At 70.5% G+C, this 22,313-nt stretch carries 22 protein-coding genes and 1 riboswitch; of the genes, 13 read left to right on the top strand and 9 right to left on the bottom strand.

Annotated features, from left to right (window positions below):
- The first annotated feature begins 12 nt into the window (after nt 1-12).
- Nucleotides 13-156: riboswitch (SAM riboswitch) on the top strand.
- A gap of 18 nt (nt 157-174) precedes the next feature.
- The 6 genes from thrC (at nt 175) to ACZ43N_RS30075 (ending at nt 6,776) form a co-directional block, all read left to right on the top strand.
- A complete protein-coding gene (gene thrC, locus ACZ43N_RS30100) occupies nt 175-1,476 on the top strand; it encodes a threonine synthase (RefSeq protein ID WP_468102029.1) in 1,302 nt (433 codons plus the stop codon).
- Between the two features lie 122 nt (nt 1,477-1,598).
- Nucleotides 1,599-1,874 carry a MoaD/ThiS family protein gene (locus tag ACZ43N_RS30095; RefSeq protein ID WP_055518759.1) on the top strand — a complete coding sequence of 92 codons (276 nt, stop codon included), beginning with the start codon at nt 1,599-1,601 and terminating at the stop codon, nt 1,872-1,874.
- Between the two features lie 462 nt (nt 1,875-2,336).
- Nucleotides 2,337-2,540 carry a cold-shock protein gene (locus ACZ43N_RS30090; RefSeq protein ID WP_009339379.1) on the top strand — a complete coding sequence of 68 codons (204 nt, stop codon included), beginning with the start codon at nt 2,337-2,339 and terminating at the stop codon, nt 2,538-2,540.
- Nucleotides 2,541-2,908: 368 nt separating this feature from the next.
- Nucleotides 2,909-4,531, top strand: coding sequence for a chaperonin GroEL (gene groL / locus ACZ43N_RS30085; RefSeq protein ID WP_468102026.1), 1,623 nt, complete (start codon nt 2,909-2,911; stop codon nt 4,529-4,531).
- 249 nt (nt 4,532-4,780) lie between these two features.
- The gene (locus ACZ43N_RS30080) at nt 4,781-5,905 is read left to right on the top strand and encodes an NADH:flavin oxidoreductase (protein ID WP_468102024.1); all 1,125 of its coding nucleotides are present in this window, start codon (nt 4,781-4,783) and stop codon (nt 5,903-5,905) included.
- Between the two features lie 202 nt (nt 5,906-6,107).
- Entirely contained in the window at nt 6,108-6,776 is a 669-nt protein-coding gene (locus ACZ43N_RS30075) for a superoxide dismutase family protein (RefSeq protein ID WP_468102021.1), read from the top strand.
- Nucleotides 6,777-6,797: 21 nt separating this feature from the next.
- Here the strand turns inward: ACZ43N_RS30075 and ACZ43N_RS30070 are convergent, their stop codons facing one another.
- Both ACZ43N_RS30070 and ACZ43N_RS30065 read right to left on the bottom strand, forming a co-directional pair.
- A complete protein-coding gene (locus ACZ43N_RS30070) occupies nt 6,798-7,478 on the bottom strand; it encodes a Uma2 family endonuclease (RefSeq protein ID WP_468102018.1) in 681 nt (226 codons plus the stop codon).
- 59 nt (nt 7,479-7,537) lie between these two features.
- Nucleotides 7,538-8,482, bottom strand: a complete 945-nt coding sequence (locus tag ACZ43N_RS30065) for a hypothetical protein (protein ID WP_468102016.1) — start codon at nt 8,480-8,482, stop codon at nt 7,538-7,540.
- 458 nt (nt 8,483-8,940) lie between these two features.
- Here ACZ43N_RS30065 and ACZ43N_RS30060 point away from each other — a divergent pair, with 458 nt between their 5' ends.
- A complete protein-coding gene (locus ACZ43N_RS30060; RefSeq protein WP_468102078.1) occupies nt 8,941-9,795 on the top strand; it encodes an LLM class flavin-dependent oxidoreductase in 855 nt (284 codons plus the stop codon).
- Here the strand turns inward: ACZ43N_RS30060 and ACZ43N_RS30055 are convergent.
- Entirely contained in the window at nt 9,792-10,004 is a 213-nt protein-coding gene (locus ACZ43N_RS30055) for a DUF397 domain-containing protein (protein ID WP_468102014.1), read from the bottom strand. The two genes, ACZ43N_RS30060 and ACZ43N_RS30055, sit on opposite strands and share 4 nt — an antisense overlap.
- Nucleotides 9,988-10,827 (bottom strand): helix-turn-helix domain-containing protein, encoded by an 840-nt coding sequence (locus ACZ43N_RS30050; RefSeq protein ID WP_468102011.1) that lies wholly within the window; start codon nt 10,825-10,827, stop codon nt 9,988-9,990. Before ACZ43N_RS30050 ends, ACZ43N_RS30055 begins: the two co-directional genes overlap by 17 nt.
- A gap of 114 nt (nt 10,828-10,941) precedes the next feature.
- Here ACZ43N_RS30050 and ACZ43N_RS30045 point away from each other — a divergent pair, with 114 nt between their 5' ends.
- From ACZ43N_RS30045 to ACZ43N_RS30035, 3 genes are all read left to right on the top strand, one after another.
- Nucleotides 10,942-11,190, top strand: coding sequence for a hypothetical protein (locus ACZ43N_RS30045; protein WP_468102009.1), 249 nt, complete (start codon nt 10,942-10,944; stop codon nt 11,188-11,190).
- Nucleotides 11,187-11,396: a hypothetical protein gene (locus ACZ43N_RS30040; RefSeq protein ID WP_468102007.1), complete on the top strand. Its 210-nt coding sequence runs from the start codon at nt 11,187-11,189 to the stop codon at nt 11,394-11,396. Before ACZ43N_RS30045 ends, ACZ43N_RS30040 begins: the two co-directional genes overlap by 4 nt.
- Before the next feature lie 308 nt (nt 11,397-11,704).
- Complete coding sequence (locus ACZ43N_RS30035; RefSeq protein ID WP_468102005.1) at nt 11,705-12,358, top strand: SecDF P1 head subdomain-containing protein; 654 nt, start codon at nt 11,705-11,707, stop codon at nt 12,356-12,358.
- Between the two features lie 92 nt (nt 12,359-12,450).
- Here the strand turns inward: ACZ43N_RS30035 and ACZ43N_RS30030 are convergent, their stop codons facing one another.
- Nucleotides 12,451-14,358: an amidohydrolase gene (locus ACZ43N_RS30030; protein ID WP_468102003.1), complete on the bottom strand. Its 1,908-nt coding sequence runs from the start codon at nt 14,356-14,358 to the stop codon at nt 12,451-12,453.
- A gap of 101 nt (nt 14,359-14,459) precedes the next feature.
- Here ACZ43N_RS30030 and ACZ43N_RS30025 point away from each other — a divergent pair, with 101 nt between their 5' ends.
- Nucleotides 14,460-15,512, top strand: a complete 1,053-nt coding sequence (locus tag ACZ43N_RS30025) for a LacI family DNA-binding transcriptional regulator (RefSeq protein WP_468102002.1) — start codon at nt 14,460-14,462, stop codon at nt 15,510-15,512.
- A 92-nt stretch (nt 15,513-15,604) separates the two neighbouring features.
- Here the strand turns inward: ACZ43N_RS30025 and ACZ43N_RS30020 are convergent, their stop codons facing one another.
- The 3 genes from ACZ43N_RS30020 to ACZ43N_RS30010 all read right to left on the bottom strand — a co-directional run bounded on the left by ACZ43N_RS30020 (nt 15,605) and on the right by ACZ43N_RS30010 (nt 18,533).
- Nucleotides 15,605-16,525, bottom strand: a complete 921-nt coding sequence (locus ACZ43N_RS30020) for a nucleotidyl transferase AbiEii/AbiGii toxin family protein (RefSeq protein ID WP_468102000.1) — start codon at nt 16,523-16,525, stop codon at nt 15,605-15,607.
- An 82-nt stretch (nt 16,526-16,607) separates the two neighbouring features.
- Complete coding sequence (locus ACZ43N_RS30015) at nt 16,608-17,783, bottom strand: type IV toxin-antitoxin system AbiEi family antitoxin domain-containing protein (RefSeq protein ID WP_468101997.1); 1,176 nt, start codon at nt 17,781-17,783, stop codon at nt 16,608-16,610.
- Nucleotides 17,784-17,954: 171 nt separating this feature from the next.
- Nucleotides 17,955-18,533, bottom strand: a complete 579-nt coding sequence (locus ACZ43N_RS30010) for a hypothetical protein (protein WP_468101995.1) — start codon at nt 18,531-18,533, stop codon at nt 17,955-17,957.
- A 201-nt stretch (nt 18,534-18,734) separates the two neighbouring features.
- On the opposite strand from ACZ43N_RS30010, the gene ACZ43N_RS30005 reads away from it, so the two are divergent.
- Both ACZ43N_RS30005 and ACZ43N_RS30000 read left to right on the top strand, forming a co-directional pair.
- A complete protein-coding gene (locus ACZ43N_RS30005; protein ID WP_468101993.1) occupies nt 18,735-19,715 on the top strand; it encodes a GlxA family transcriptional regulator in 981 nt (326 codons plus the stop codon).
- 134 nt (nt 19,716-19,849) lie between these two features.
- Entirely contained in the window at nt 19,850-21,286 is a 1,437-nt protein-coding gene (locus ACZ43N_RS30000; protein ID WP_468101990.1) for a DJ-1/PfpI family protein, read from the top strand.
- Between the two features lie 12 nt (nt 21,287-21,298).
- Here ACZ43N_RS30000 and murQ read toward each other — a convergent pair whose 3' ends face one another.
- Nucleotides 21,299-22,258 carry an N-acetylmuramic acid 6-phosphate etherase gene (gene murQ, locus ACZ43N_RS29995; RefSeq protein WP_468101988.1) on the bottom strand — a complete coding sequence of 320 codons (960 nt, stop codon included), beginning with the start codon at nt 22,256-22,258 and terminating at the stop codon, nt 21,299-21,301.
- Nucleotides 22,259-22,313: the final 55 nt, after the last annotated feature.

The raw sequence follows: 22,313 nt of genomic DNA, 5'->3' as shown, positions 1-22,313 counted from the left end.
ACAACCAAATACCGCTCATCCAGAGGGGCAGAGGGATACGGCCCGATGAAGCCCCGGCAACCCTCCAGCTGTCTTGTCACGTCGCCGTGGCGAGGTCCGGCTAGGGAAGGTGCCAAATCCGTCTCACGGCGAGATGCGTCGTGAGGAAGATGAGGAGAAAGGGCCTCGCCTCACATGGCTGCGCAGACTGTTGCAACCGAATCCACGACCGCCGACGGTGCCGCGAAGAGCGTCGACCTCGGCCCCGCCGCCGCCCTGAGCTGTCGGGAGTGCGGTCACCGCGTCCCCCTCGGACCGGTCTTCGCTTGCGAGGAGTGTTTCGGCCCGCTGGAGATCGCGTACGACTACTCCGCCTACGACACGGAGGAGCTGCGCAAGCGGATCGAGGCCGGCCCCGCGAACATCTGGCGGTACGCGCCCCTGCTGCCCGTCCCCGCCGACGTGGCCACCAAGCCGAACCTCAACCCCGGCTGGACCCACCTCGTCAAGGCCGACAACCTCGCCCGTGAGCTGGGCGTCACCGGTGGCCTCTACATCAAGGACGACTCCGGCAACCCGACGCACTCCTTCAAGGACCGCGTCGTCGCCCAGGCCCTGGAGGCCGCGCGCGCCTTCGGCTTCACCACGCTCTCCTGCTCCTCCACCGGCAACCTCGCCGGCGCCGTGGGTGCCGCCGCCGCCCGCGCCGGCTTCCGCTCCTGCGTGTTCATCCCGCACGACCTGGAGCAGGGCAAGGTCGTCATGGCCGCCGTCTACGGCGGTGAGCTCGTCGGCATCGAGGGCAACTACGACGACGTGAACCGCTTCTGCTCCGAGCTGATCGGCGACCCGGCCGGCGAGGGCTGGGGGTTCGTGAACGTCAACCTCCGGCCGTACTACGCCGAGGGCTCCAAGACCCTCGCGTACGAGATCTGCGAGCAGCTCGGCTGGAAGCTGCCGGACCAGCTGGTCGTGCCGATCGCCTCCGGCTCACAGCTCACCAAGATCGACAAGGGGCTCCAGGAGCTGATCAAGCTCGGGCTCGTCGAGGACAAGCCGTACAAGATCTTCGGCGCGCAGGCCGAGGGCTGCTCGCCGGTGTCGGTCGCGTACAAGGCGGGCCACGACGTCGTCCGGCCGCAGAAGCCGGACACGATCGCCAAGTCGCTGGCGATCGGCAACCCTGCGGACGGGCCGTACGTCCTCGACATCGCCCGCCGGACCGGCGGGGCCGTGGAGGACGTGACCGACGAGCAGATCGTCGTCGCGATCAAGCTGCTCGCCCGGACCGAGGGGATCTTCGCGGAGACCGCCGGCGGGGTGACCGTGGGGGTCACCAAGAAGCTGATCGAGAACGGGCTGCTGGACCCGGCGCTGACGACCGTCGTGCTCAACACCGGTGACGGTCTCAAGACGCTGGACGCGGTCGCCGGGACGGGGCTCACCGCGACCATTCGGCCCAACCTCGATTCGTTCCGTGAGGCCGGGCTTGTGTAAGGCCTGGTAGTCGTTCGTCTGCGGGCCCGTGGGGGCCGGTCGCGCCCACGCGGCGGCAGCCGCAGATCCAACACAACCCCGCGCCCCATAGCTCTGCCGCACACACCCGGAGGTCACACGTCATGAGCGTCAGCGTTCGCATCCCCACCATCCTTCGCACCTACACCGGCGGTCAGGCCGAGGTGCAGGCCGAAGGTGCCACCCTCGCCGAGGTCATCGCGGACCTGGAGAAGAACCACACCGGGATCGCCGCGCGCGTCCTCGACGACCAGGGGAAGCTGCGGCGGTTCGTGAACGTGTACGTGAACGACGACGACGTGCGGTTCGAGCAGGGCCTCGAGACCGCAACGCCGGACGGGGCGGGCGTGTCGATCATCCCGGCCGTCGCCGGCGGCTGAACCCGTTCCGTACCCGTCGGTAGTAACCGTCGGTAACAGTGATTACGGACTGTTCATCGAATTGCCCCCACCGCGAGAGAAGCGGAGGGGGCAATTCTCTATGGTTGAGCACGGTACAGTTGGGGAACCCGGTCCGATCGTCATTGTGATTTCATGCCGGGTGCATATCCAATCGCGCCGCACGCCCTATATGAAGTAGCCAAAGTCTGTAGGGCATTTGCGTGTTTCGCTCCTTTTATGGGGCCCGACTTGCCCTGAATTCAGGGGAATTGTTCGTACATTCCCGACCGGGCCTGTCCAGATTTTCTCGTCCGATTGACCTGTTGCAGACGGCAGTTGGGCAGATACATTCAGCCGCGGTCGACGCGTTCCGGCGCACACCCCCAACCGTTGGGGGGTGAGGTCTGACCCGGGTCCGCGAAGTGCGGATCTGTGCAAGGGCCAGTAATAGGGGAGTTAGGCATGGCTCAGGGCACCGTCAAGTGGTTCAACGCGGAGAAGGGGTACGGCTTCATCGCGGTCGACGGTGGTGCGGATGTATTCGTCCACTACAGCGCGATCCAGATGGACGGTTACCGCACCCTGGAAGAGGGCCAGCGGGTCGAGTTCGAGATCTCGCAGGGTCAGAAGGGTCCGCAGGCGGACATGGTCCGTCTCGCAGGCTGAAGCAACGCGCCGGTTAGCAGCGACGTTCTTCGTTCTTCTCGGAGGGTCCGCGCCCCGTACTCGGGGTGCGGACCCTTCCGCGTGTCCGCACCCCGCCGAAGCGTCCGCCGACGGCCGCGCGGGCGGGGCGCGGACCGGGCGCGCAGGGGCGCGTTCACCTGCGGATCACCCGGAGGCGCTTGCACTCGACCATGCCGAGTGCTAATCATTGGCGTTAGCACTCTGAAGGTGAGAGTGACAACGAAGGACCGGGTCGGTGAGGCCCGCAGGCCAGGTGGGGCAAGGAACCACGAGGCAGGCGAGCCGTCCGTCGCGGGCGCGGGCGCGGTCCGAAGGAATCACCCCCAGTCCTGGAGGGACCACTTCACATGGCCAAGATCATCGCGTTCGACGAGGAGGCGCGGCGCGGCCTCGAGCGCGGCATGAACCAGCTCGCGGACGCCGTCAAGGTGACGCTCGGCCCCAAGGGCCGGAACGTCGTCCTCGAGAAGAAGTGGGGCGCCCCCACGATCACCAACGATGGTGTGTCCATCGCCAAGGAGATCGAGCTCGAGGACCCGTACGAGAAGATCGGCGCCGAGCTGGTCAAGGAAGTCGCCAAGAAGACGGACGACGTCGCCGGTGACGGTACGACCACCGCGACCGTCCTCGCCCAGGCGCTCGTACGCGAGGGCCTGCGCAACGTCGCCGCCGGCGCCAACCCGATGGCCCTGAAGCGCGGTATCGAGAAGGCCGTCGAGGCCGTCTCCGGTGCGCTGCTCGACCAGGCCAAGGAGGTCGAGACCAAGGAGCAGATCGCCTCCACGGCCTCCATCTCCGCCGCCGACACCCAGATCGGCGAGCTGATCGCCGAGGCCATGGACAAGGTCGGCAAGGAAGGCGTCATCACCGTCGAGGAGTCGCAGACCTTCGGTCTGGAGCTCGAGCTCACCGAGGGCATGCGCTTCGACAAGGGCTACATCTCGGCGTACTTCGCCACCGACATGGAGCGCATGGAGGCGGTGCTCGAGGACCCCTACATCCTCATCGCCAACTCCAAGGTCTCCAACGTCAAGGACCTGCTCCCGCTCCTGGAGAAGGTCATGCAGTCGGGCAAGCCGCTGCTGATCATCGCCGAGGACGTCGAGGGCGAGGCCCTGTCGACCCTGGTCGTCAACAAGATCCGCGGCACCTTCAAGTCCGTCGCCGTCAAGGCCCCGGGCTTCGGTGACCGCCGCAAGGCCATGCTCGGCGACATCGCCATCCTCACGGGCGGCGAGGTCATCTCCGAGGAGGTCGGCCTCAAGCTGGAGAACGCGACCCTGGACCTCCTGGGCCGCGCCCGCAAGGTCGTCATCACCAAGGACGAGACCACGATCGTCGACGGTGCCGGCTCCGCCGACCAGGTCGCCGGCCGCGTGAACCAGATCCGCGCCGAGATCGAGAACAGCGACTCCGACTACGACCGCGAGAAGCTCCAGGAGCGCCTGGCGAAGCTCGCGGGCGGCGTGGCCGTCATCAAGGCCGGTGCCGCGACCGAGGTCGAGCTCAAGGAGCGCAAGCACCGCATCGAGGACGCCGTTCGCAACGCGAAGGCTGCCGTCGAGGAGGGCATCGTCGCCGGTGGTGGCGTGGCCCTGCTCCAGGCCTCCCAGGTCTTCGAGAAGCTGGAGCTGGAGGGTGACGAGGCGACCGGCGCCAACGCCGTGAAGCTCGCGCTGGAGGCCCCGCTCAAGCAGATCGCCGTCAACGGTGGTCTCGAGGGTGGCGTCGTCGTGGAGAAGGTCCGCAACCTCCAGGTCGGCCACGGCCTGAACGCCGCGACCGGTGAGTACGTCGACATGATCGCCTCCGGCATCATCGACCCGGCGAAGGTGACCCGTTCCGCCCTGCAGAACGCCGCCTCCATCGCCGCGCTCTTCCTCACCACCGAGGCCGTCATCGCCGACAAGCCGGAGAAGGCCGCCGCGCCCGCCGGCGGCGGCATGCCGGGCGGTGACATGGACTTCTGAGCCTCCTCGTAGCGAGAAGGTTCGGACCCGGTCCGTCAGTACCGAGGGCGGCACTCCCTGTTCCGGCAGGGGGTGCCGCCCTCGGGCGTGTCCGGGGTCACACGGATCGCCGCCCGTCGGCGGAATGCCGTGGCGGGCGGGGCGGTTGACGAGTACAGCGATCCATGCATGTGCATATAGTGCGTGCGGGGCGCCGAAGTGACCGACCGAACCACTCGATGTCTCACCGACCTCTCCGAGGAGTCCCACGTGACCACCGCGTCCACCTCCCGTGCCGCTGATGTACTGTCCCGGCCCGCTGTCATCAATGGGCTGACCGTGCCGAACCGGATCGTGATGGCCCCGATGACCAGGAACTTCTCACCGAACGGGGTACCCGGGGCGGATGTGGCCTCGTACTACGGGAGGCGGGCGGCAGCGGGCGTCGGGCTGATCGTGACCGAGGGAACGTATGTGGGGCACGAGTCGGCGGGGGAGAGCGACGGGGTGCCCCGGTTCCACGGGGAGGAGCAGCTCGCGGGGTGGGCGAAGGTCGTCGAGGCGGTGCATGCCGGGGGCGGGACGATCGTGCCGCAGCTCTGGCACATCGGGACCGTCCGGGAGCAGGGGAAGCCCCCGTTCCCCGAGGCGCCGGTGCTCGGTCCGTCCGGCTTGCGCGGTGACGGCAGTGTCGCGGAGGGCGGCCGGGCCATGACGCAGACCGACATCGACGAGGTCGTGGCGGCGTTCGCCAAGGCCGCCGCCGACGCCGAGCGCATCGGCATGGACGGCGTCGAACTCCACGGCGCCCACGGCTACCTGATCGACCAGTTCCTGTGGGAGCACACCAACCGCCGCACCGACGCCTACGGCGGTGACCTCGTCGCCCGTACGAAGTTCGCGGCGGAGGTCGTGGCCGCCGTGCGCGCGGCGGTTTCGCCGACGTTCCCGGTCATCTTCCGGTTCTCGCAGTGGAAGCTCGGCGCCTACGACGCGCGGCTCGTCGACAGCCCCGAGGAGCTTCAGACGCTGCTGGCCCCGCTCGCGGAAGCCGGCGTCGACGCTTTCCACGCCTCCACCCGCCGCTACTGGCAGCCCGAGTTCGAGGGTTCCGACCTCAACCTCGCCGCCTGGACCAGGAAGCTCACCGGCAAGCCCGTGATCACCGTCGGCTCCGTCGGCCTCCACGGTGATGTCACCACGGCCTACCAGGGTGAGAGTTCCGAGGTCCGGGGCATCGATGACCTGCTCGACGGCCTGGAGGACGAGCAGTTCGACCTTGTCGCCGTCGGTCGTGCGCTGCTCCAGGACCCCGAGTGGGCGGCGAAGGTGCTGGGCGACCGCTTCGACGAGCTGAAGGCGTTCGAGCCCGCCTCCATGGCGTCGCTGAGCTGAGCATGCCACTGGTCCCGGACTTTTCGCCAAGTCTCCCCAGTACCCGGCGGTAGTGATCCAATTCCGCCGAATGTGCCGCTGTAGTGTCGTGAGCGCAGCGTCGCCCGGCACCTCAACTGCCAGCTTATGAGCGGCAGTTGAGGTGCCTTCTTGTTGTGCGACGGCTCCCCTTCACCCCCCACGAACGGGACTGGACAAGCTCATGGCACGACACAAGCTCACCCTGAAGCGCAAGCGGCTCATCGCGGCCGTCGCCGCCGTCGGCGCGGTCGCCGGCGGCCTCGGCATCGCGGCCGGCGCGAACGCCAGCGAGACCACCTCCGCGACCAACCCCGCGCCTTCGCCCGAGGCGGCGGCCGACACGCCGTCGAAGACGCCCGTGGTCAAGGTCGTCGTGAAGTCGGTCCTCGCTCCGGCGGCCACCGCGGACGTGGCACCGGCGGTCACCTACGACACCGGGCTCGCGCCGCTCGGCGCCCGCGTCCAGGTCAAGGAGGAACTGCGGCGCGACGGCGGTACGCGCATCGAACTGCGGCTGCGGGACCTGGTCGCGAACCGCGCGTACGGCGCCCACGTCCACACCAAGCCGTGCGGCAAGCTGCCCGCCGATGCCGGGCCGCACTACCAGGACCAGGCCGACCCGGTGCAGCCGTCCGTCGACCCGAAGTTCGCCAACCCCGACAACGAGGTGTGGCTGGACGTGAACACGAACAAGAACGGCTCGGCGCGTTCGATCGCCACGGTTGACTGGCGGTTCCGGGCGGGCGGGGCGCGTTCGGTGGTGCTGCACGAGAAGAGCACGGCCACGCACGAGGGGCACGCGGGGACGGCGGGTGCCCGGCTGGCCTGCGTGAACGTGCCGTTCAAGTAGGCGGCTGAGCGGCCGGGCCGGTCAGTCCGCGTAGTCCTTGAGCTTCTCGGTGTCCAGTGTGATGCCCACGGGAGCGGGGATCTCCACGGTCGCGCCCCACGGGTGGGAGTCGGTCTGCTGGTACCGGCCGTCCTTCGGTTCGCTGAACACGATGACCGTGTGGTGGTCGCGGTCGATGAGGAGGTAGACGGGGATCTCGGCCGCCGCGTAGCCGACGGGCTTGTCGACGCGGTCGCGGCGGTCGGTGTCACGGTCGTGGGAGGTGATCTCCACGGCCATGAGGGCGCCGTCGGGGTCGGACCAGTTTCCATGGCCCCTGAAGTGGCCCTCCGGCGCCAGGAAGCCGTCCGTGAGGGCGCGGCCCTTGCGGTACGCCTCGGCCTTGACGCCCCGCTTGGGCATGAGGTTCAGCTCGGGGCGCTGCTGCATGCACTGGCGCAGCAGCCACATGAAGATCTCGCCGTGGTTGCCGTCCGGCATGGCCTTGACTACTACCTTTCCGCTGAAGTACTCGAGCCGTACGGTTTCCGGGGCCGCGGCGGCCAGTTCCTCGAACTCGTCGACGTCGAGCGGGCCGTGCCGGACGCACAGCCTCCCGCCGAGGAACTCCAGCCGGTTCCGCAGCTCCCTGGGGGCCCTGCGGACGAGTTCCTCGAAGTCCTCGACGGACATCTGCGGGTGCTCAGCGGTGTCAGGGGTCATGGTGTCGCCTCCTTCCTCCCATCGTGCCCCGGCAGGGTGGCGGCGGAGCGTAGGAGCGGTCATACGGGTGTCCTCTCTCGTGGCGGTAGGGACATCGCCGCACGGATCTCCGCCGCGCGGGCGTGGACCGAGGCCGCCGGGAGGGGCGCCTTGTGGTGGGTGGGGGCGCGTTCGCCCCGGCAGGCGCCGCAGGTGCCGCCCGGCAGAGCCTCGGGGCGGCCCGGGGTGCGGCAGGTGGCGCACTCCAGCATGCGGAGCGGTGGCCGTACGGGTTCCGGCTCCCGTTCCCGCTCCCGTTCCGGTTCCGGTTCCGGTTCCGGCGGGAGCTTGCTGGTGAGGCGGGTGCGGAGGAGGGCCGCCGGGCTGTGGACCGGGGTGGGGAGCCCCGTGGTGAGCGCCTGGCGGATCGCCTCGTCCGTGGCGCCGCGCTCGAACCAGGGCAGGAGGAGCGGTGCCAGGGCCGCGCAGTCCGCCTGGGAGAGGGACAGGGACGGGGTCGTACGGCCGAGGGCCGCGAGCAGGATGTGAGCCCGGGACCGGGTCGGGCGGCCACGCTCGGGGTTCTCCCCCTGTGCCTCCCGCCGCGCCTCCGGCACGTCGCCGCGCGTGAAGCTCGCCCACCAGTCGTCGTCCCGCGCGGTCCGGGAGAACCACGATCGGGTGATCCACCGGGCACTGCCCGACTCGGCGGTCAGATGTTCGCGCCCCCGGCGCAAGTGACCTGCCTGCTGGAGCCTGTTGAGGGCCGTACGCAGTGCGCACTGGCCGTACGGGAGCGTCTTGGCCAGCGTCTTCACGGAGATGTCGGCGCCGTCGGGGAGGCGGTCGATGTACGCGGCGATCGCTGCTTCGCGGGGTGGGAGGTGCGCGAAGTCGTGTGCGGAGTAGGGGCGTTGGCCGGGGGCGGCGCGTTTGCCGTAGCCCGGGTTGGCCATGGGGTGGGGCGACCCGGGCGGGGACGCGTGCGCGGGCAGGGGAGCGCTACTAAGCTTGGCATCAGCCATGGGATCGAAATTCCTCTTCGATCTTGTAGGTCAAGCCCCCGCAGGTGTTGGTAGCACCTGGCGGGGGCTGTTTCGTCTGCGCGCACGCTATCAGCACGATCACCGTGCGTGGCAACTTGAACGCGGGACGTCAACATGCCGGGTGGGAGGGTGGGTTGGGGCCCACCTCCCATTCCATGAAAAGAGGGCTCGGAGCTCGGGGCTTGAGCCTCGGGGCGGCTCGGCGGCCTGTTAATTCGCTCGCCGGGTGGGGCGGCTCCCGCGTACGGTGGGGCGCACTCTGACGAACACGCTCTCCAGAAGTACGCCGCAGAACGGGAGCAACCGCGCGAGACGGCGCGGGCCATGGAGGGGCGGCAGTGACTCTGCCCTGCCCTTCTACCGCTCAGGAGTGTTCCGCCATGAGCCCCGTTCCCGTACCCGTGCCCGCCGCTGCGCCCGCGTCCGTCCCTGCGTCCGTGCCCGTAGGGCTCGGCCTGCCCGTCGACGACCCCGCCGGCCTGCTGACCTGGGCCCGGCTCGCCGACGAGTCGCCCTTCTCGACGCTCGGAATCCTTGACCGCCTCGTCTACGACAACCCCGACCCGCTGGTCGCCCTGTCTGCCCTCGCCGGGGCGACGAGCCGTGTCCGCGTCCAGACCGAGGTGCTCCTCGCCCCGCACTACAACACCGCGATCCTCGCCAAGCAGACGGCCACGCTCGACCGGATGTCCGGCGGGCGCTTCACGCTCGGCATCGGGATCGGCGGGCGCGAGGACGACTGCCGGGTCGCGGGCATCGACATCCGGCGGCGCGGACGCCGACTCGACGAGCAGATGGAGCAGTTGAGGTGGACGTGGGCCGGCCGACCGTACGCCGAGGGCGTCGGCGCGGTCGGGCCCCTGCCCGCCACCCCCGGCGGCCCCGAGGTCCTCTTCGGCGGCTTCGCCCCCGCCGCGCTCGAACGCGTGGCCCGCTGGGGCGACGGCTTCCTCGGGGCGGCGCTGCCCCCGGCGTACATGGACCGGATGTTCCGCGACGTCGAGAGGGCCTGGGAGAAGCACGGCAGGGAAGGGCGCCCGAAGCTCGTGGCTCAGGCGAGCGTCGCGCTGGGGGCGCCGTCCGTGGTGGCCGACGCCCGCGCGAACCTGCTGCGCTACTACGAGTTCACGGGTCGCGCCGAGTACATGGCGGAGGGGCTCCTCACCACACCGGACGCGATCCGCGCGGCGGTCGCCGGGTACGCCGGGATCGGGGCGGACGAGGTGATCCTCTACTGCTGGGCGGCCGACCCCGACCAGGTGACACGCCTGGCGGAGGCCGTCTTTGCCTAGTCCCGCCGCCGCTTGACGTCTTCGACGAACGAGGACCACGCCTCGGCCCGGAACACGAGCTTCGGGCCGAGGGGGGTCTTGCTGTCGCGGACGGGCACGAGGGTGGTGACGCCGTCGGCGACCTCCAGGCAGTTGCCGCCGCTGCCTTCGCTGTAGCTGGACTTGTGCCAGGTGGCTGCGTTCAGGTCGCGCTCAGGGATGTGCCTCATGCTCGTAATCCTGAGCCATGGCTTCGAGCATGGCCAGGGACTTCTCAGGCGAGAGCGCGGCGGCGGCGAGGAACTCGTGGGTGCGCCGCTGGTACCGAACGGTCGCGGGGTCGTCCTCCAGTCGTCCGGAGCCAACTCCCTCGAAGTAGAGCAGCGTGGGGGCGTCCACGAAGTCCATCAACTTGATGGAGCCCTCCATCGACGCGTGGGCTCCCGCTTCGAATGGCAGCACCTGCAGGATGATCCGGTTCTCCTGAACCAGGGCGATGATGTGCCGCAGGGCCTCCGCCATCACAGCGCGCCCGCCCGTCACTCGCCGCACCACCGCCTCATCCATCACGGTCCAAAACAACGGACCTGTTGCACCCTCCAGGATGTGGGCACGTTCCATCCGGTGTGCCACCTTCCTCTCGATCACCTCCTCTGGAGCGGTGGGCTGGTAGGCGCGGAACACGGCCCGTGCGTACGCGGGTGTCTGGATCAGCCCGGGGATCAGGAGGGGCTCGTACTGCCGGATCTCCGTGGCTGACGACTCCGCCTCCACCGCCTCCACGAAGTGCTCCGTGTAAGTGGACTTGGCGGCGGCCTTGCAGTTACGCAGGAAGAAGTCCCCCGTGTCCAGGGCAACATCGATGAGGCGGGCGATCTCTGGATTCATCCGCCGTGTGGCCGCTTCCTGCTGGCCCACGAACGAGCCGCTCACGAACAGTCGTTGGCCCAGGTCCTCCTGGCTGAGGCCCGCCTTCTCCCTGGCGTGGCGCAGCTCCGCGCCCAGGAGCGCGCGGGGTGATGACGACGGGTCGAGGTCCTTCGGTCCGGGCATGGTCGTGCTCCCCTGTCCAGCAGTCCCCCTGTTGGGGCGTCGTATCTGGCCAGGCTAGACACCCCTCGGACACGCTGTGTGGTGAATCTGCAACCCAGCGTGGAGGAAGTGGCCGTGAAGAACAGAACAGCCGCGGCGAACGGACGGCGGCGCCCCGAGCGGCTTCTCGCCCTGACGACCGAGGAGGCCGTCGAGCAGCTCGACCAGGCGTTGCGTGCCGTCGGGATCATCCTGCCGTCGCTGGGCATCGACCCGGTGACCGGGGCGAGCGACCAGCCGTTCCCCCTCGTGCGGCTGGGGTGCTGCAACATGACCGTCGCCGCCCGGCTCGCCGCCGTCCTGCGCAAGGCGGCGGAGACGTGACCGCGCGGCGGTCGTACGCCGTGGACGTACGGGACGGGCGGCTCGGCGAGGTGATGGGGGAGGAGGGCGGCTACGTCCAGCTGAGACCCGTCGGGGGCGGCCGGGAGCGGGACTGCCCTCCCGGCTCGCTGCGGGAGGCGGCGCCGGGAGACGTGCTGCGCGCTCGGGTGCGACAGGTCAACGCGCAGGGGCGGCTACCGTGTTGAGCGCTTGGTGACACTTGGCGTAAGGGTGCCCCGTTGCGGGTTCTTCGTGCCACGATGGGCGGTCATGAAGCGTCGGGGGATGGGGGGACGGGATGGCGTTGCGCAGGGTGCTCGGGGTGGCGTGTCTGGTCGCGCTGGTGTGCGGGTGCGGTGGGTCGGGTGACTCCGGTGACTCGGACCGGCCTCGGTCGGGGAAGCCGGGGAAGTCGGCGTCTGGGTCCGCGTCCGGGTCGGCCTCCGGGGAGGCCGGGGGCGACGGGGAGTCCGGCGGAGGGCGGGCCGACGTGACGTTCATGCCGCAGGAACCCGTGAGCCCGCAGACGTTGGAGCGGACCGCCGAGCTGATCCGGGACCGGGCGGCGAAGGCCGGGCTGGGTGGCGTGAAGGTGACCGTCGAGGACAAGAGCCAGATCACGGTGTCCGGTCCGGCCGCCCGGCAGGAGACGTTGGAGGCGCTCGGGCAGCCGGCGGAGCTGGCGTTCCGGCCGGTGCTGAGCACGGCCGCCGAGCCGGGTGTGGAGAAGTGCCCGGCCGCGGTGGAGGGGTCCCCGTCGGAGCCGCTCACCGCGTGCGGGGAGTACCAGGGCACCGTCTCCACGTACCAGCTCGGGCCGGTCGCCGTAGCCGGTACGGACGTGTCCGAGGCGGAGGCTGCGTACGACGCGGAGCGGGGCAGCGGCTGGTTCGTGAAGCTGGACTTCACCGCTGCGGGCGGGGCGAAGTTCGCCGACATCACGGGGCAGTTGTCGACGCAGCAGGCGCCCCAGAACCAGTTCGCCATCGTCCTCGACGGTGTCGTGGTGTCCGCACCTCAGGTGAACGGCCCGATCACCGGCGGCAAGGCCGAGATCTCCGGCGACTTCACCAAGCAGCGGGCCCAGCAACTGGCCGCCCAGGTGAACACGGGCGCCCTGCCGGTCCACCTGTCGGTGTCGAGCGTGACGAAGCTGCGCGTCGACTAGGACTTGTCCGGCCGATCGTGTTGCTGCGCCCCGCCCTCCCGAGCGCGCCCCGACCCCTGCTTGGGGATCCGGGGCGCGTCGGTCTGTGCGGGTCAGTGCCCTTGGCAGCAGGAACCGCCCGATGTCCGGCCGGCGCCCTGCGCGCCGATGCGCCGCGCCGCCTCGACGCGGGCCCGTCCCGTCTGGGACTCCGCGTCGTGGACCACCCGTCCGGAGATCAAGGTGTACTGGACCTTGGTGGCGCGGATCTCCTTCACGGGAACCTTGGTGATGTCCCGGTCGAGGACGATCAGATCCGCCCGCTTGCCCGGACAGACGGTTCCCGAGTTCCCGTCGTGCAACTGGTGCGCCGCGCCCCCGGTGTGCATGACCAGCGACTGGGTGCGGGTCAGCCCCTCGCGTGCGTTGAGCGGCGGCTGGTTCTCCTCGGGGTTGCTGCGGTCGATCGCGGTGGCGATCTGGGTGAAGGGAGCCAGCGGGTCGACCGGCCAGTCCGAGCCACCGGCCAGCACGGCGCCCGCCTTGGCCAGGCTGCGGGCCGGGTACAGGCGGGCGTACCGCTCGGGCCCGATGTAGGGCTTGAGCGCGTCGTTGGTGAACGAGGAGGGCAGTGCCCACTGCAACTGCATGCTGGCCACCACTCCGGCGCGGGCGAAGCGCCGGTAGTCGTCGGGGTGCACCAGCTGGAGGTGGGTGATGGTGTGCCGTCGGCTGTGGCGGCCGGGGCGGGCGACGGCCTCGTAGGCGTTCAGGGCCGTGCGGACGGCGCGGTCGCCGATGGCGTGGGCGTGCATCTGCCAGCCGTCCGCGTCCAGGGCCCGGACGAGGGCCCGGTAGTCGCGGTCGCTGACGTGGAGGGGGCCGCGGTTGTCGGTCGGCCTGCCCTGGGCGTCCAGGTACGGGTCCAGCAGGGCGGCGGTCTGCGCCGGGAACTCCATCACTCCGTCGAGGAACACCTTGGCCGTGGTCAGCCGCAGCCCGTCCGGTCCGGCGAACCGCTGCCGCACGCCGCGCAGGTACTCGGCCGCCTCCTTGGGCTTCTTGGCGAGTTCCGCGTCGATCACCAGGGCGGGGGTGATGCGCTGCGGCAGCACGCCCGTGGTCATGAGCTCGGCGTAGGTCGTGACGAACCCCTCACCGCTGGCGGCGTCGAGGAAGGACGTGATGCCCGCGGCCAGGAGCGCGCCGGCCATCTTCTTCTGGGCGGCGAGGACCAGGTCGGGACTGTGCGGAGGGATCACCCGGGTGACGAGCCCTTGGGCGTCGTCCGCCAGCAGCCCGGTCGGTTCGCCGTCGGCGCCGCGGACGATCTTTCCGCCGGCGGGATCGGGGGTGGTGCGGTCCACTCCCGCGAGAGCGAGCGCCCGGCTGTTGGCGAGGCTGTTGTGGAAGTCGGAGCCCTGCAGGAAGATCGGGCGTCTGGTGTTCAGCGAGTCGAGCAGCGACTTGTCGGCCACGGTGCCCGCGGGCAGCAGGCCGACGGGGTTCCAGTCGGTCACCTGGAGCCAGCCGTCCGGTTCCCGCGCCGCCGAGGCGTCCAGCATCTCCTGGATCCTCGCGCGGAACTGATCGACCGTCATGCTCGCATTGCCCAAGGACGGGTTCAGGGACTGCGCGGCCGCCCCGAGCGGGTGCATGTGCCCGTCCTGGATGCCCGGCATGACCGTACCGCCGTCTGCGTCGACGACAACGGTACGGGGGCCGATGCGCCGGCGTATGTCCGCGTTGCTACCGACCGCGAGCACCTTTCCGTCGGTGCCGACGGCCACCGCCTGCGCCCGCGCGCTACCGGTGATTCCGGTGAACACCCGCCCGTTCAGGACCACGGTGGCCACCCGCGCCGGGGGCCGGCCGGTCGCGGCCCGGGCCGCCGTACCGGTACCGGCCGCCGCGAGAGCGCCTGTCGCGAGAGCGCCCGCCCCGGCCGCGGCCAGGAACGTCCGCCGCCGCAGCGGGCCGCCCGCGGACCCCGCGGAGGGGCCGTCGAGAACGTCTGACATCTGATCACTCCTCACCCGGCGGCCGCACCGGCCGCCGACGCCCGGTACCGTGTGTGCTTAATGCCGTAACCACAAGGCGCCGCAGGGCTGTTGGGGTACAGATGACGAGCTCGCGTGTCTGGCGGCGGCCCACACTCGGCGCGGTCGCCGCACGGGCCGGGGTGTCCACGGCCACGGTCTCCAACGCGCTCAACGGCACGGGACGGCTGTCCGACGCGACCAGGCAGCGTGTGCTCACCGCCGCACGGGAACTCGGTTACGCCCAGGCCAGCACGGCCCGGGCCCTGGCCCGTGGCGGCACCGGAGTGCTCGGCCTGACCATGACGACGTACGGCGACCTTCCCATCCCGTACACCGAGATCCCGTACTACGCGCAGCTGACGCTGAGCGCCATGGCGGCGGCGCACGAGCGCGGCTACCTGCTCACGGTGATGCCGAGTTCCCTGTCACCGCTGATGTGGCTCAACACGCCGATGGACGGCGTCATCCACGTCGATCCGCGCGCCGACGACCCGGTGCGTTCCCTCCTGCGGGAGCGTGGCATCCCCATGGTCTGCGACGGCCGGCCGCCCCAGCCGCACTGGTACGACGCGTGGATCGACACCGACTACGAAGCGGGCCTGCACCTCCTGCTCGACCACCTGGCGGAGGCCGGCGCCCGGCGGATCGCGCTCTCCCAGCCGCTTCACGACGACGCGTACCCGCACCTGATCGCACGCGCATACCAGTCGTGGTGCGACGGACGCCACCTGCCGGCCCTCGTCGAAGAGTACGACGCGCTGCCCGACTACTTCACGGCCGAACAGGACGCGGTCGGCCGGCTCCTCAAAGGCGATCCACGACCGGACGCCGTCATCGGTGTCTACTCCGACTCCGGCCACAACATCCTCGCCGCCGCACGCCACCACGGTCTTCGGGTGCCACAGGATCTGTTGGTGGCGTGCATCAGTGAAGACCCGGAGTACGCGATGACGACCCCGCCCGTCACCACGCTCAGCCTCCGCGCGGACCTGGTGGGCGCCGAAGCGGTCGACCTGCTGATCGCTCTCATCAACGCCCGCAGCAGCGTGGACCGGCGACGACTCGTGCAGCCGGCGCTGGCCCCTCGCCGGTCCACACGGCGCCCGGTGCGGCGGAGGAACGGCACACCGTGACCGCAGGGTCCCGGCCCAGGCCGAAGAACTACCGGCAGCGGGCCGAATAGGCCGGTCACGCTCGGGCCGTCCGTAGGCACCCGTCCCAGCGGCTACGCCCACGCGGAGTCGTCTGGATTCCAGGTTCCCTGGGCAGTCTGGTTGAGCAGGGGGTTGATGAAGGCGGCTGCGGCTTGTGCGGCTTCGGCGTAGGTGCCGCAACCGCGGAGGCCGACGACCAGCGCTGCTTGCTTGGGGTATCCGTCGTGCCAGTCAGGTCCCGGCGCTTCGAAGGCCGTGGGGAGTTCGAGGGTGGTGCCGTTCTGCCGCCGGCGTTCGGCTTCCCGGTGCAGCGCCTGGGTGACAGGCCGGCCGGGAACGACCTCCTGCTGGCTGATCAGGAGGAGGTCGGCCAGGTCGCGGTATCGGCTGGAGCCGAACTGGGCGTTGTCGCCGTGGCGCTCGTACATGGCGCAGATCTTGTCGGCGACGTGGTCGATGACGGGGTAGAGACGCACGTCGGGCCAGTCGACGGGCCACTCGATGTCAACGGCGGACCGCAAGGTGCGGGTTTCCGGGGTGCCGGAGAGGGTTCGGCCCACGACGAGGTCGACCTTGATGTCGGCCACCGGGGCTGTGCCGCAGAAGACCTTGAAGTGCTGCGCGCCACCGCGGCCTTCGTCGCTGTGGTTTTCGAACTTGCTCGGGGTGTAGCGCAGGAAGTCGCCCAGGTCCAGCGAGGCGGCCTCGATGATCAGCTGCCGTGCTTCGTCGGCAGTGCGATCGGGGTGTGCGCTTTGCAGGTCGATATCCTGACTGAGGCGTGCGTTGCCGCGGTAGCGGATCAACAGGGCCTGCCCACCCTTGATGAGCCAGCCGTCGGGCTCCTTGGTGAAGGCGCGGGCGGCGAGCCGGTTGAAGTAGAAGATCTTCATGAGGTCGGAGACGCTCATGCCGGTCTTCTTGGACATGTTCAGTGCGGCCTGCTTCAGGGCCGCCCGGAACGCCGCCGGGCTCGCGTAGGTCTTGCCCATGGTTCTTTCGCCCCCCGGCGTTCTGGTTCAAGTCAGACAACTCTATGCCCGGATTGATCACCCTTCCCCTTTCTTCGTGGGGTCAGTCGGTGTCCTCTCTGTCTGGGCGGTGGTCGCCGGGATCGTCGTCCTGCGTGCTCATCGAGGCTGCGGGCGGGGGCGGTTGCCGACTGCTGCTCGGGGTCGCCGCGCGCTTCAGGGCCTTGCGGGTGGCAGGCGACAGGGCACCGGCCTGCTGGAGGGAACGAAGCGTGGCAGGGTCGAGTTGCTTCAGCGTGCGCAGCGCTTCGGCCAGGGCCGGGTTGGGCTGCCGCAGCGTTCGCAGCGCCTCGGCCAGGGCCAGGCTGGGTTTGTTCAGTCGTTGCTCGATGTCCTGGAGGGCTTTGAGTACCGCGGCCTTTCCCGTGGTCCTGGGGTTGAGGCGTGGGAGACGGTCCAGGTCAGCCAGCCGCATGCCGAGGAGTGCGGCGGTTTCGTCGCGCACTTCATTGATGTCGCGGGGTCGGCTGTGGGCAAGGGCGGTGGCAAGGTCGGGGTGTTCGGCCAGGAGATGGACGGCGGCGTTGAACCCTTCCTGGCTGGCCCGGTCGACCTCCTGGCGGCGCAGGCTCTCGCCGGCCTGGGTGACGAGATGGTCGATGAGGTCGCTTCCGGTGGCGGTGGCCTTGAGACCGTACCTGCGGGCGTAGGGCTGCACATGTTCGGCGAGATCGTCCACAGTGATCACGCCTCGGCGTTCGGCTTCGGCGATGACACCGCCGATGTGGCCGCCGTCTGCTTTGGCTTTCAGCAGGTCGGTGATGGTACGGGTGGCGGTGGTGACGGGCAGCCCGTCGACGACTGTGATCTCCCCGGGATCCAGCGGTGCGGTGCGTAGGCGGACGAACGGCTCGTTCGTCGCGCGCCGACGAGGCACGGTGATCTCCACATCAGGGGCGGGGATGTCGCCCAGTTCATGGAGCTGGCACGCGGAGGCGTGAGAGACGACGCCGGACTTGGGATGCCCGGGAGGACGGTTCCAGGCGAACTCGCCCGGCTGCAGGCGCAGCCAGGCTGCCTTGATGTCCAGGTGCTGGGGCATGCCACTGGCGGACAGGAGGTACACGCCCCGGCTGACGTTCTCCAGTAGGCCGGCCTCCGTCAGGCGCAGCAGCTGGACCGCGTTAAGGCCGAGCTCCTTGGCCTGCGCGGTGGTGACCATGCCCCACTGATCGGCCGCGGCCGACGAGAGCACGGCAAGCTGTTCAGCGCGGTTCATGCAGAAATGATTACATAGCTTGGCAGAGATAGTTACATCTGGGTGTAACTATCTCTGCATGGATCAAGGAAGGGTGTGTAATTAACTTTGCATCCTTATCGCTGAGGACGCGCTTGCTGGATCGGTCACGGACCGCACTGGAGTGCTGGAGGCGATCCGGGTGGCATGGCGTCACAGGTTTCCCATCGGCTCGATGTCCCGGCGGACCGGCTCGCCCCAGATGCGCAGGACGTCGTAGTCGGTGAACTCGTGGACCAGGCGGTACGCGATGGCGGGGCGCGGGCCCCGGCGTTGGGCGGTGAGATACAGCTCGGCCTCGCGGCGGTCGCGGCGCGGTGTGCCGCACAGCTGCCAGACCTGGCCGTTCCACGCCTCCGGGAGCCAACGCTGCTGGGGTTCGGGGCGGTCGTCCCGGACGCCGTAGCGGGAGGGGGACGGGGTGGTGGGGGCCGTGGGGCGGGGCCCGCCGTAGCTGTCGTTGAGCTCGGTGCGGCGGGCGGTGCGGCGGCGGGTCTCGCAGAGGAGGCAGCGGTCGGGGGCCTCCTCGTCCACCGGGCCGTTCGGGTGCTCGGGGCAGCGGGTGGTGGGGGCGGCCGTCGTGACCGTCTCGTCCAACAGCTCCAGGGCGCGCTTGAGGTCCGCCTTCACCTCGTGCAGGCGGGCGTCGGGGGTGTCGGCGGTCAGGGTGTCGCCGTGTTCACCGAGGAGGCGTAGGGCTCGGCCGAGGGCGGTGAGCTGGGCGTGGTTCACGGGGGCTCGGGCCTTTCCTGCGGGGGCGGCTGCGGGCGGACCTCACCACGGTGCCACACCACACCGACAACGGGGTCGGCGTGCCCGGCGGCGGGCCGGGCACCAACCTCCCGGCACGCCGGGATCCCCGTGCCGGATCTGTCCGCCCTTCGCCCTCGTGAGACCTCGTGCGGGCGGTTCGCCGCGGCCTACTGTGGCGCCGTGAACGAGGAGATGGAGGGGTGTACCGGGCGGGTGCTGGTCCTGGTGCTCCCCGAGGTGAACCTGCTGGACCTCGGTGGTCCCGTACAGGTCTTCGACGCTGCCGCGTATCTCGGCGGGGGCTACCGGCTGGAGTACGTGGCCGAGACGGACGGATTGAGGTCCGCCCAGGGACTGCGCCTGGCCGGGCTCGCGGCGCTCGCGACAAGCCGGGCGGCAGCCGGTGATCTGGTGCTCGTGCCCGGCCCCCGGCTGACTGGATCCGACCGGCTGGTGGCACCCGCCGTGGTGCGCTGGGTGCGCGAGGCCCATGACGCGGGTGCCCGGGTGGCGTCCGTGTGCACCGGCGCGGTCGTGCTGGGTGAGGCGGGGCTGCTGGACGGCAGGGCGTGTACGACGCACTGGTCGCTCACCTCCGCGATGCGCGACCGGTACCCGCGGGCCCGGGTGCGCGAGGCCGCGCTCTACGTGCACGACGGCCGGATCAGCACCAGCGCGGGCATCTCCGCGGGCATCGATCTCGCGCTGTCCCTGGTCGAGCGGGAGCGCGGCCCGGAACTCGCTGCGGCGGTCGCGCGCGAACTGGTGCTGTATCTGCGGCGCGACGGGGACGCGGCCCAGATCAGCCCGTTCCTGCGGCACCGTGACCATGTCCAGCCTGCGGTGCACCGGGTGCAGGACCACCTGGCGCAGCATCTGGACGCCTCCTTCACCCTGCCTGAACTCGCCGGCGTCGCCGGGCTGTCCCCGCGCGGTCTCACGCGAGCCTTCACCACGGCCACCGGCATCACCCCGTTCGCCTACCAGAGGCAACTGCGGCTGGAGCGGGCACGCACCCTGCTGTCCGGGACCGACCTGACGGTGGAGGCGGTCGCGCTCCGCTGCGGGTTCCGTGACGCCCGGCAGCTGCGCCGAGTGGTCGCCGACGCCTTCGGTGTTCCGCCCTCGCTGCTGCGCGCACCGCTGCGGCCGACTGCCTGACGGAGCCGGCCTCCTCGGCGCAGGGCTCTAGCCGACGGCTTCCCGCGCTCCTTCCGCTTTTCCCGTCACCGCGAGGGCCGACGGCACCGCGCTGCCGACATGCGCCCGGATTGTTGAGGTATGTCTTGTCCGAGATGAGTTCAGGGGCGCGCAAGGGGCGCCGGGTGCTGCGTCGTGTCGGCTGGGTGCTGTTGGGCGTCGTGCTGGCGGCCGTGTCCTTCGCGGGGATCGCCCTCGCGGGGGTGAGCGTGTCGATGGCAGGCAGTTTCGCCGCCGTCCCCCGCGGCACCGACGCTCGGGCGTGGCCTGCCGCCCGGCCGGTGCCGGACGGCCGGATCACGGTGGCGGTCGCCGTCAGCAACGAGGGCTCCGTGGCCACTGACGTACTCGCGCCCTACCAGGTGTTCGCCGAGTCGCGGCACATGTTCGTCTACACGGTGGCTGCCGAACGCCGTGTCTCCCCGCTGTCCGGCGGTGCCCACGTGCTGCCCGACCACACGCTGGCCGAGGTGGCGGACGGTTCGCTGCCGGAACCCGATGTGGTGGTCGTGCCCGCCGTGACCGACCCCACCGGCGCGGGCGAGGAGCGCCTGCGCCGGTGGATCGTCGAACGGCACCGCGAGGGCGCCCGGATCCTCGGGGTGTGCGCGGGCTCCGAGCTGCTGGCCGCCTCCGGGCTGCTCGACCATCGCGACGCCACGTCGTTCTGGTCCAACATCGACTCCCTGGAGCGCGGTTATCCGGAGGTCGACTGGAAGCGCGGGCGGCGCTACGTCGAGGACGGGCGGGTGACCACCACCGCCGGCGTGACCTCCGGCACCGTCGGCGCGCTGCGGTTGGTCGAGGAACTGGCGGGCAGGGCCGAGGCGACCCGTATCGGCACCGGACTGTCCTACCCCGGATGGTCCCCGGACGGTCGGACCACGATCCCGGCCAACCATCTCGCTCTCGGAGATCTCCCCTACGCTCTCAACGCCGCGTTCCCGTGGCTGCGCCCCACCACGGCCATCGGTCTGGTCGACGGCGTCGAGGAGATCGACGCGGCTGCCGCGTTCGAGGGATACGGCGGAGTCTCCTTCGCCGCACGGACTGTGATGATCGGTGCGGGTGACACCGTCACCACGCGCCACGGCCTGGTCCTCGTCACCCGGCCGGCGGGGGGTGGTGCCCATGGTGCGGACCGTTTCGTGGTGCCCGGCGTCAGGAACGCCTCCGGTGTCGGGCGTGTGCTGGGCGCCTGGGCCCGCCGCAACGGGCTCGCCGTCGAACTGCCCGGCGGGGGAAGGCGGTCCGGGGAGTTCGGCTTCGATCCGGTGCTGCGGGACCTCGCCGAGCACGGCGACCGTCGCACGGCTCTGGCCACCGCGAAGTTCTCCGAGTACCCCTCCGCCCATCTGGAGCTGACCGGCGCGTCCTGGCCCTGGCGGTCGACCCTGCTGGCCGCGGCGGCGTTCCTGGTCAGCGTGGGGGTGGGACTGTCGCCGACGGCGGTCCGGCACATGGTGCGACGAGGCCGGGACGGCGGACGGCCGCCGGCTCGTGCGGGACGACGGCGCCCGGCGACGCCGTAGCTTCCCGTCCGCTCAGGTCGTCGCCGCTGCCAGGGCCGCTCGGAGGTGGCCCTGGTTTTGTTGGAGCAGGCGGGTCGCCGTGGGGGCGTCGGTGTTGCTCAGGAGGGTGAGGATGGCTGTTTTGACCTCGCCGTTCGAGGCGGTCAGGGCCTTGTCGATCTCCTCGTCCGTCGCGCCCGTCGCGAGCGCGACGATGCGGTGGGAGCGGGCCCGGAGTTTGTCGTTGGTGGCGCGGACGTCGACCATCAGGTTCCCGTAGGTCTTCCCCAGGCGGATCATCGTGATCGTCGAGAGCATGTTGAGGACCAGTTTCTGGGCCGTGCCCGCCTTCAGGCGGGTGGAGCCCGTCACCAGCTCAGGGCCCACGACGACCTCGATGCCGTGGTCGGCGGCCGCGGCGAGCGCGCTGGACGCGTTGCAGGCGAGGCCCACCGTCAGGGCGCCCCGGCCGCGGGCGTACTCGACCGCGCCGATCGCGTACGGCGTGCGGCCGGAGGCCGAGACGCCCACCACCGTGTCGTCGGGGGTCAGCGCCAGCGCGCCGAGGTCCGCGCGGGCCAGGTCCGCCGAGTCCTCCGCGCCCTCGATCGACGTGATCACCGCCTCCCGGCCGCCGGCGATCAGACCCAGCACCTGGGAGGGGGCCGTGTTGAAGGTCGGCGGGCACTCGGACGCGTCGAGGACGCCGAGCCGTCCGGCCGTGCCCGCCCCCGCGTAGATCAGACGGCCGCCCCGCGCCATCCGCTCCGCGATCGCGTCGATCGCCGCCGCGATCAGCGGCAACCGTGCGGCCACCGCCGTCGGCACGGTCGCGTCCTCGCCGTTCATCAGCTTCGCGATGTCCAGGGTCGGCAGCTGGTCGATGTCCGCCAGGTCGGGGCGGAACGCCTCGGTCGTCAGCGACTCCAGCTCCGCGCGTACGGCGAGGTCGTTCGGGGTGGAGCTGTAGGGGAGGGAAGGCAGGGAAGGCATGCGGTGACTCATTTCGTGCGTGCGATCGGCGTCCCCGGAGGGCGGGGCGGGAGGA

It is taken from the genome of Streptomyces sp. NPDC030814, from assembly GCF_055572155.1.
Note: the sequence above shows the minus strand (reverse complement) of the source record. Positions and strands in the feature narration are given on the sequence as shown.

Excerpts from the sequence above, each read along its gene's own strand:
- murQ (WP_468101988.1), bottom strand. The coding sequence starts at position 22,258 with ATGCCTTCCCTGCCTTCCCTCCCCTACAGCTCCACCCCGAACGACCTC.
- ACZ43N_RS30065 (WP_468102016.1), bottom strand. The coding sequence starts at position 8,482 with ATGGCTGATGCCAAGCTTAGTAGCGCTCCCCTGCCCGCGCACGCGTCC.
- groL (WP_468102026.1), top strand. The coding sequence starts at position 2,909 with ATGGCCAAGATCATCGCGTTCGACGAGGAGGCGCGGCGCGGCCTCGAG.
- ACZ43N_RS30000 (WP_468101990.1), top strand. The coding sequence starts at position 19,850 with ATGAGTTCAGGGGCGCGCAAGGGGCGCCGGGTGCTGCGTCGTGTCGGC.
- ACZ43N_RS30020 (WP_468102000.1), bottom strand. The coding sequence starts at position 16,525 with ATGGGCAAGACCTACGCGAGCCCGGCGGCGTTCCGGGCGGCCCTGAAG.
- ACZ43N_RS30025 (WP_468102002.1), top strand. The coding sequence starts at position 14,460 with ATGACGAGCTCGCGTGTCTGGCGGCGGCCCACACTCGGCGCGGTCGCC.
- ACZ43N_RS30070 (WP_468102018.1), bottom strand. The coding sequence starts at position 7,478 with ATGACCCCTGACACCGCTGAGCACCCGCAGATGTCCGTCGAGGACTTC.
- ACZ43N_RS30075 (WP_468102021.1), top strand. The coding sequence starts at position 6,108 with ATGGCACGACACAAGCTCACCCTGAAGCGCAAGCGGCTCATCGCGGCC.
- ACZ43N_RS30095 (WP_055518759.1), top strand. The coding sequence starts at position 1,599 with ATGAGCGTCAGCGTTCGCATCCCCACCATCCTTCGCACCTACACCGGC.
- ACZ43N_RS30090 (WP_009339379.1), top strand. The coding sequence starts at position 2,337 with ATGGCTCAGGGCACCGTCAAGTGGTTCAACGCGGAGAAGGGGTACGGC.
- ACZ43N_RS30030 (WP_468102003.1), bottom strand. The coding sequence starts at position 14,358 with ATGTCAGACGTTCTCGACGGCCCCTCCGCGGGGTCCGCGGGCGGCCCG.
- ACZ43N_RS30050 (WP_468102011.1), bottom strand. The coding sequence starts at position 10,827 with ATGCCCGGACCGAAGGACCTCGACCCGTCGTCATCACCCCGCGCGCTC.
- thrC (WP_468102029.1), top strand. The coding sequence starts at position 175 with ATGGCTGCGCAGACTGTTGCAACCGAATCCACGACCGCCGACGGTGCC.
- ACZ43N_RS30055 (WP_468102014.1), bottom strand. The coding sequence starts at position 10,004 with ATGAGGCACATCCCTGAGCGCGACCTGAACGCAGCCACCTGGCACAAG.
- ACZ43N_RS30015 (WP_468101997.1), bottom strand. The coding sequence starts at position 17,783 with ATGAACCGCGCTGAACAGCTTGCCGTGCTCTCGTCGGCCGCGGCCGAT.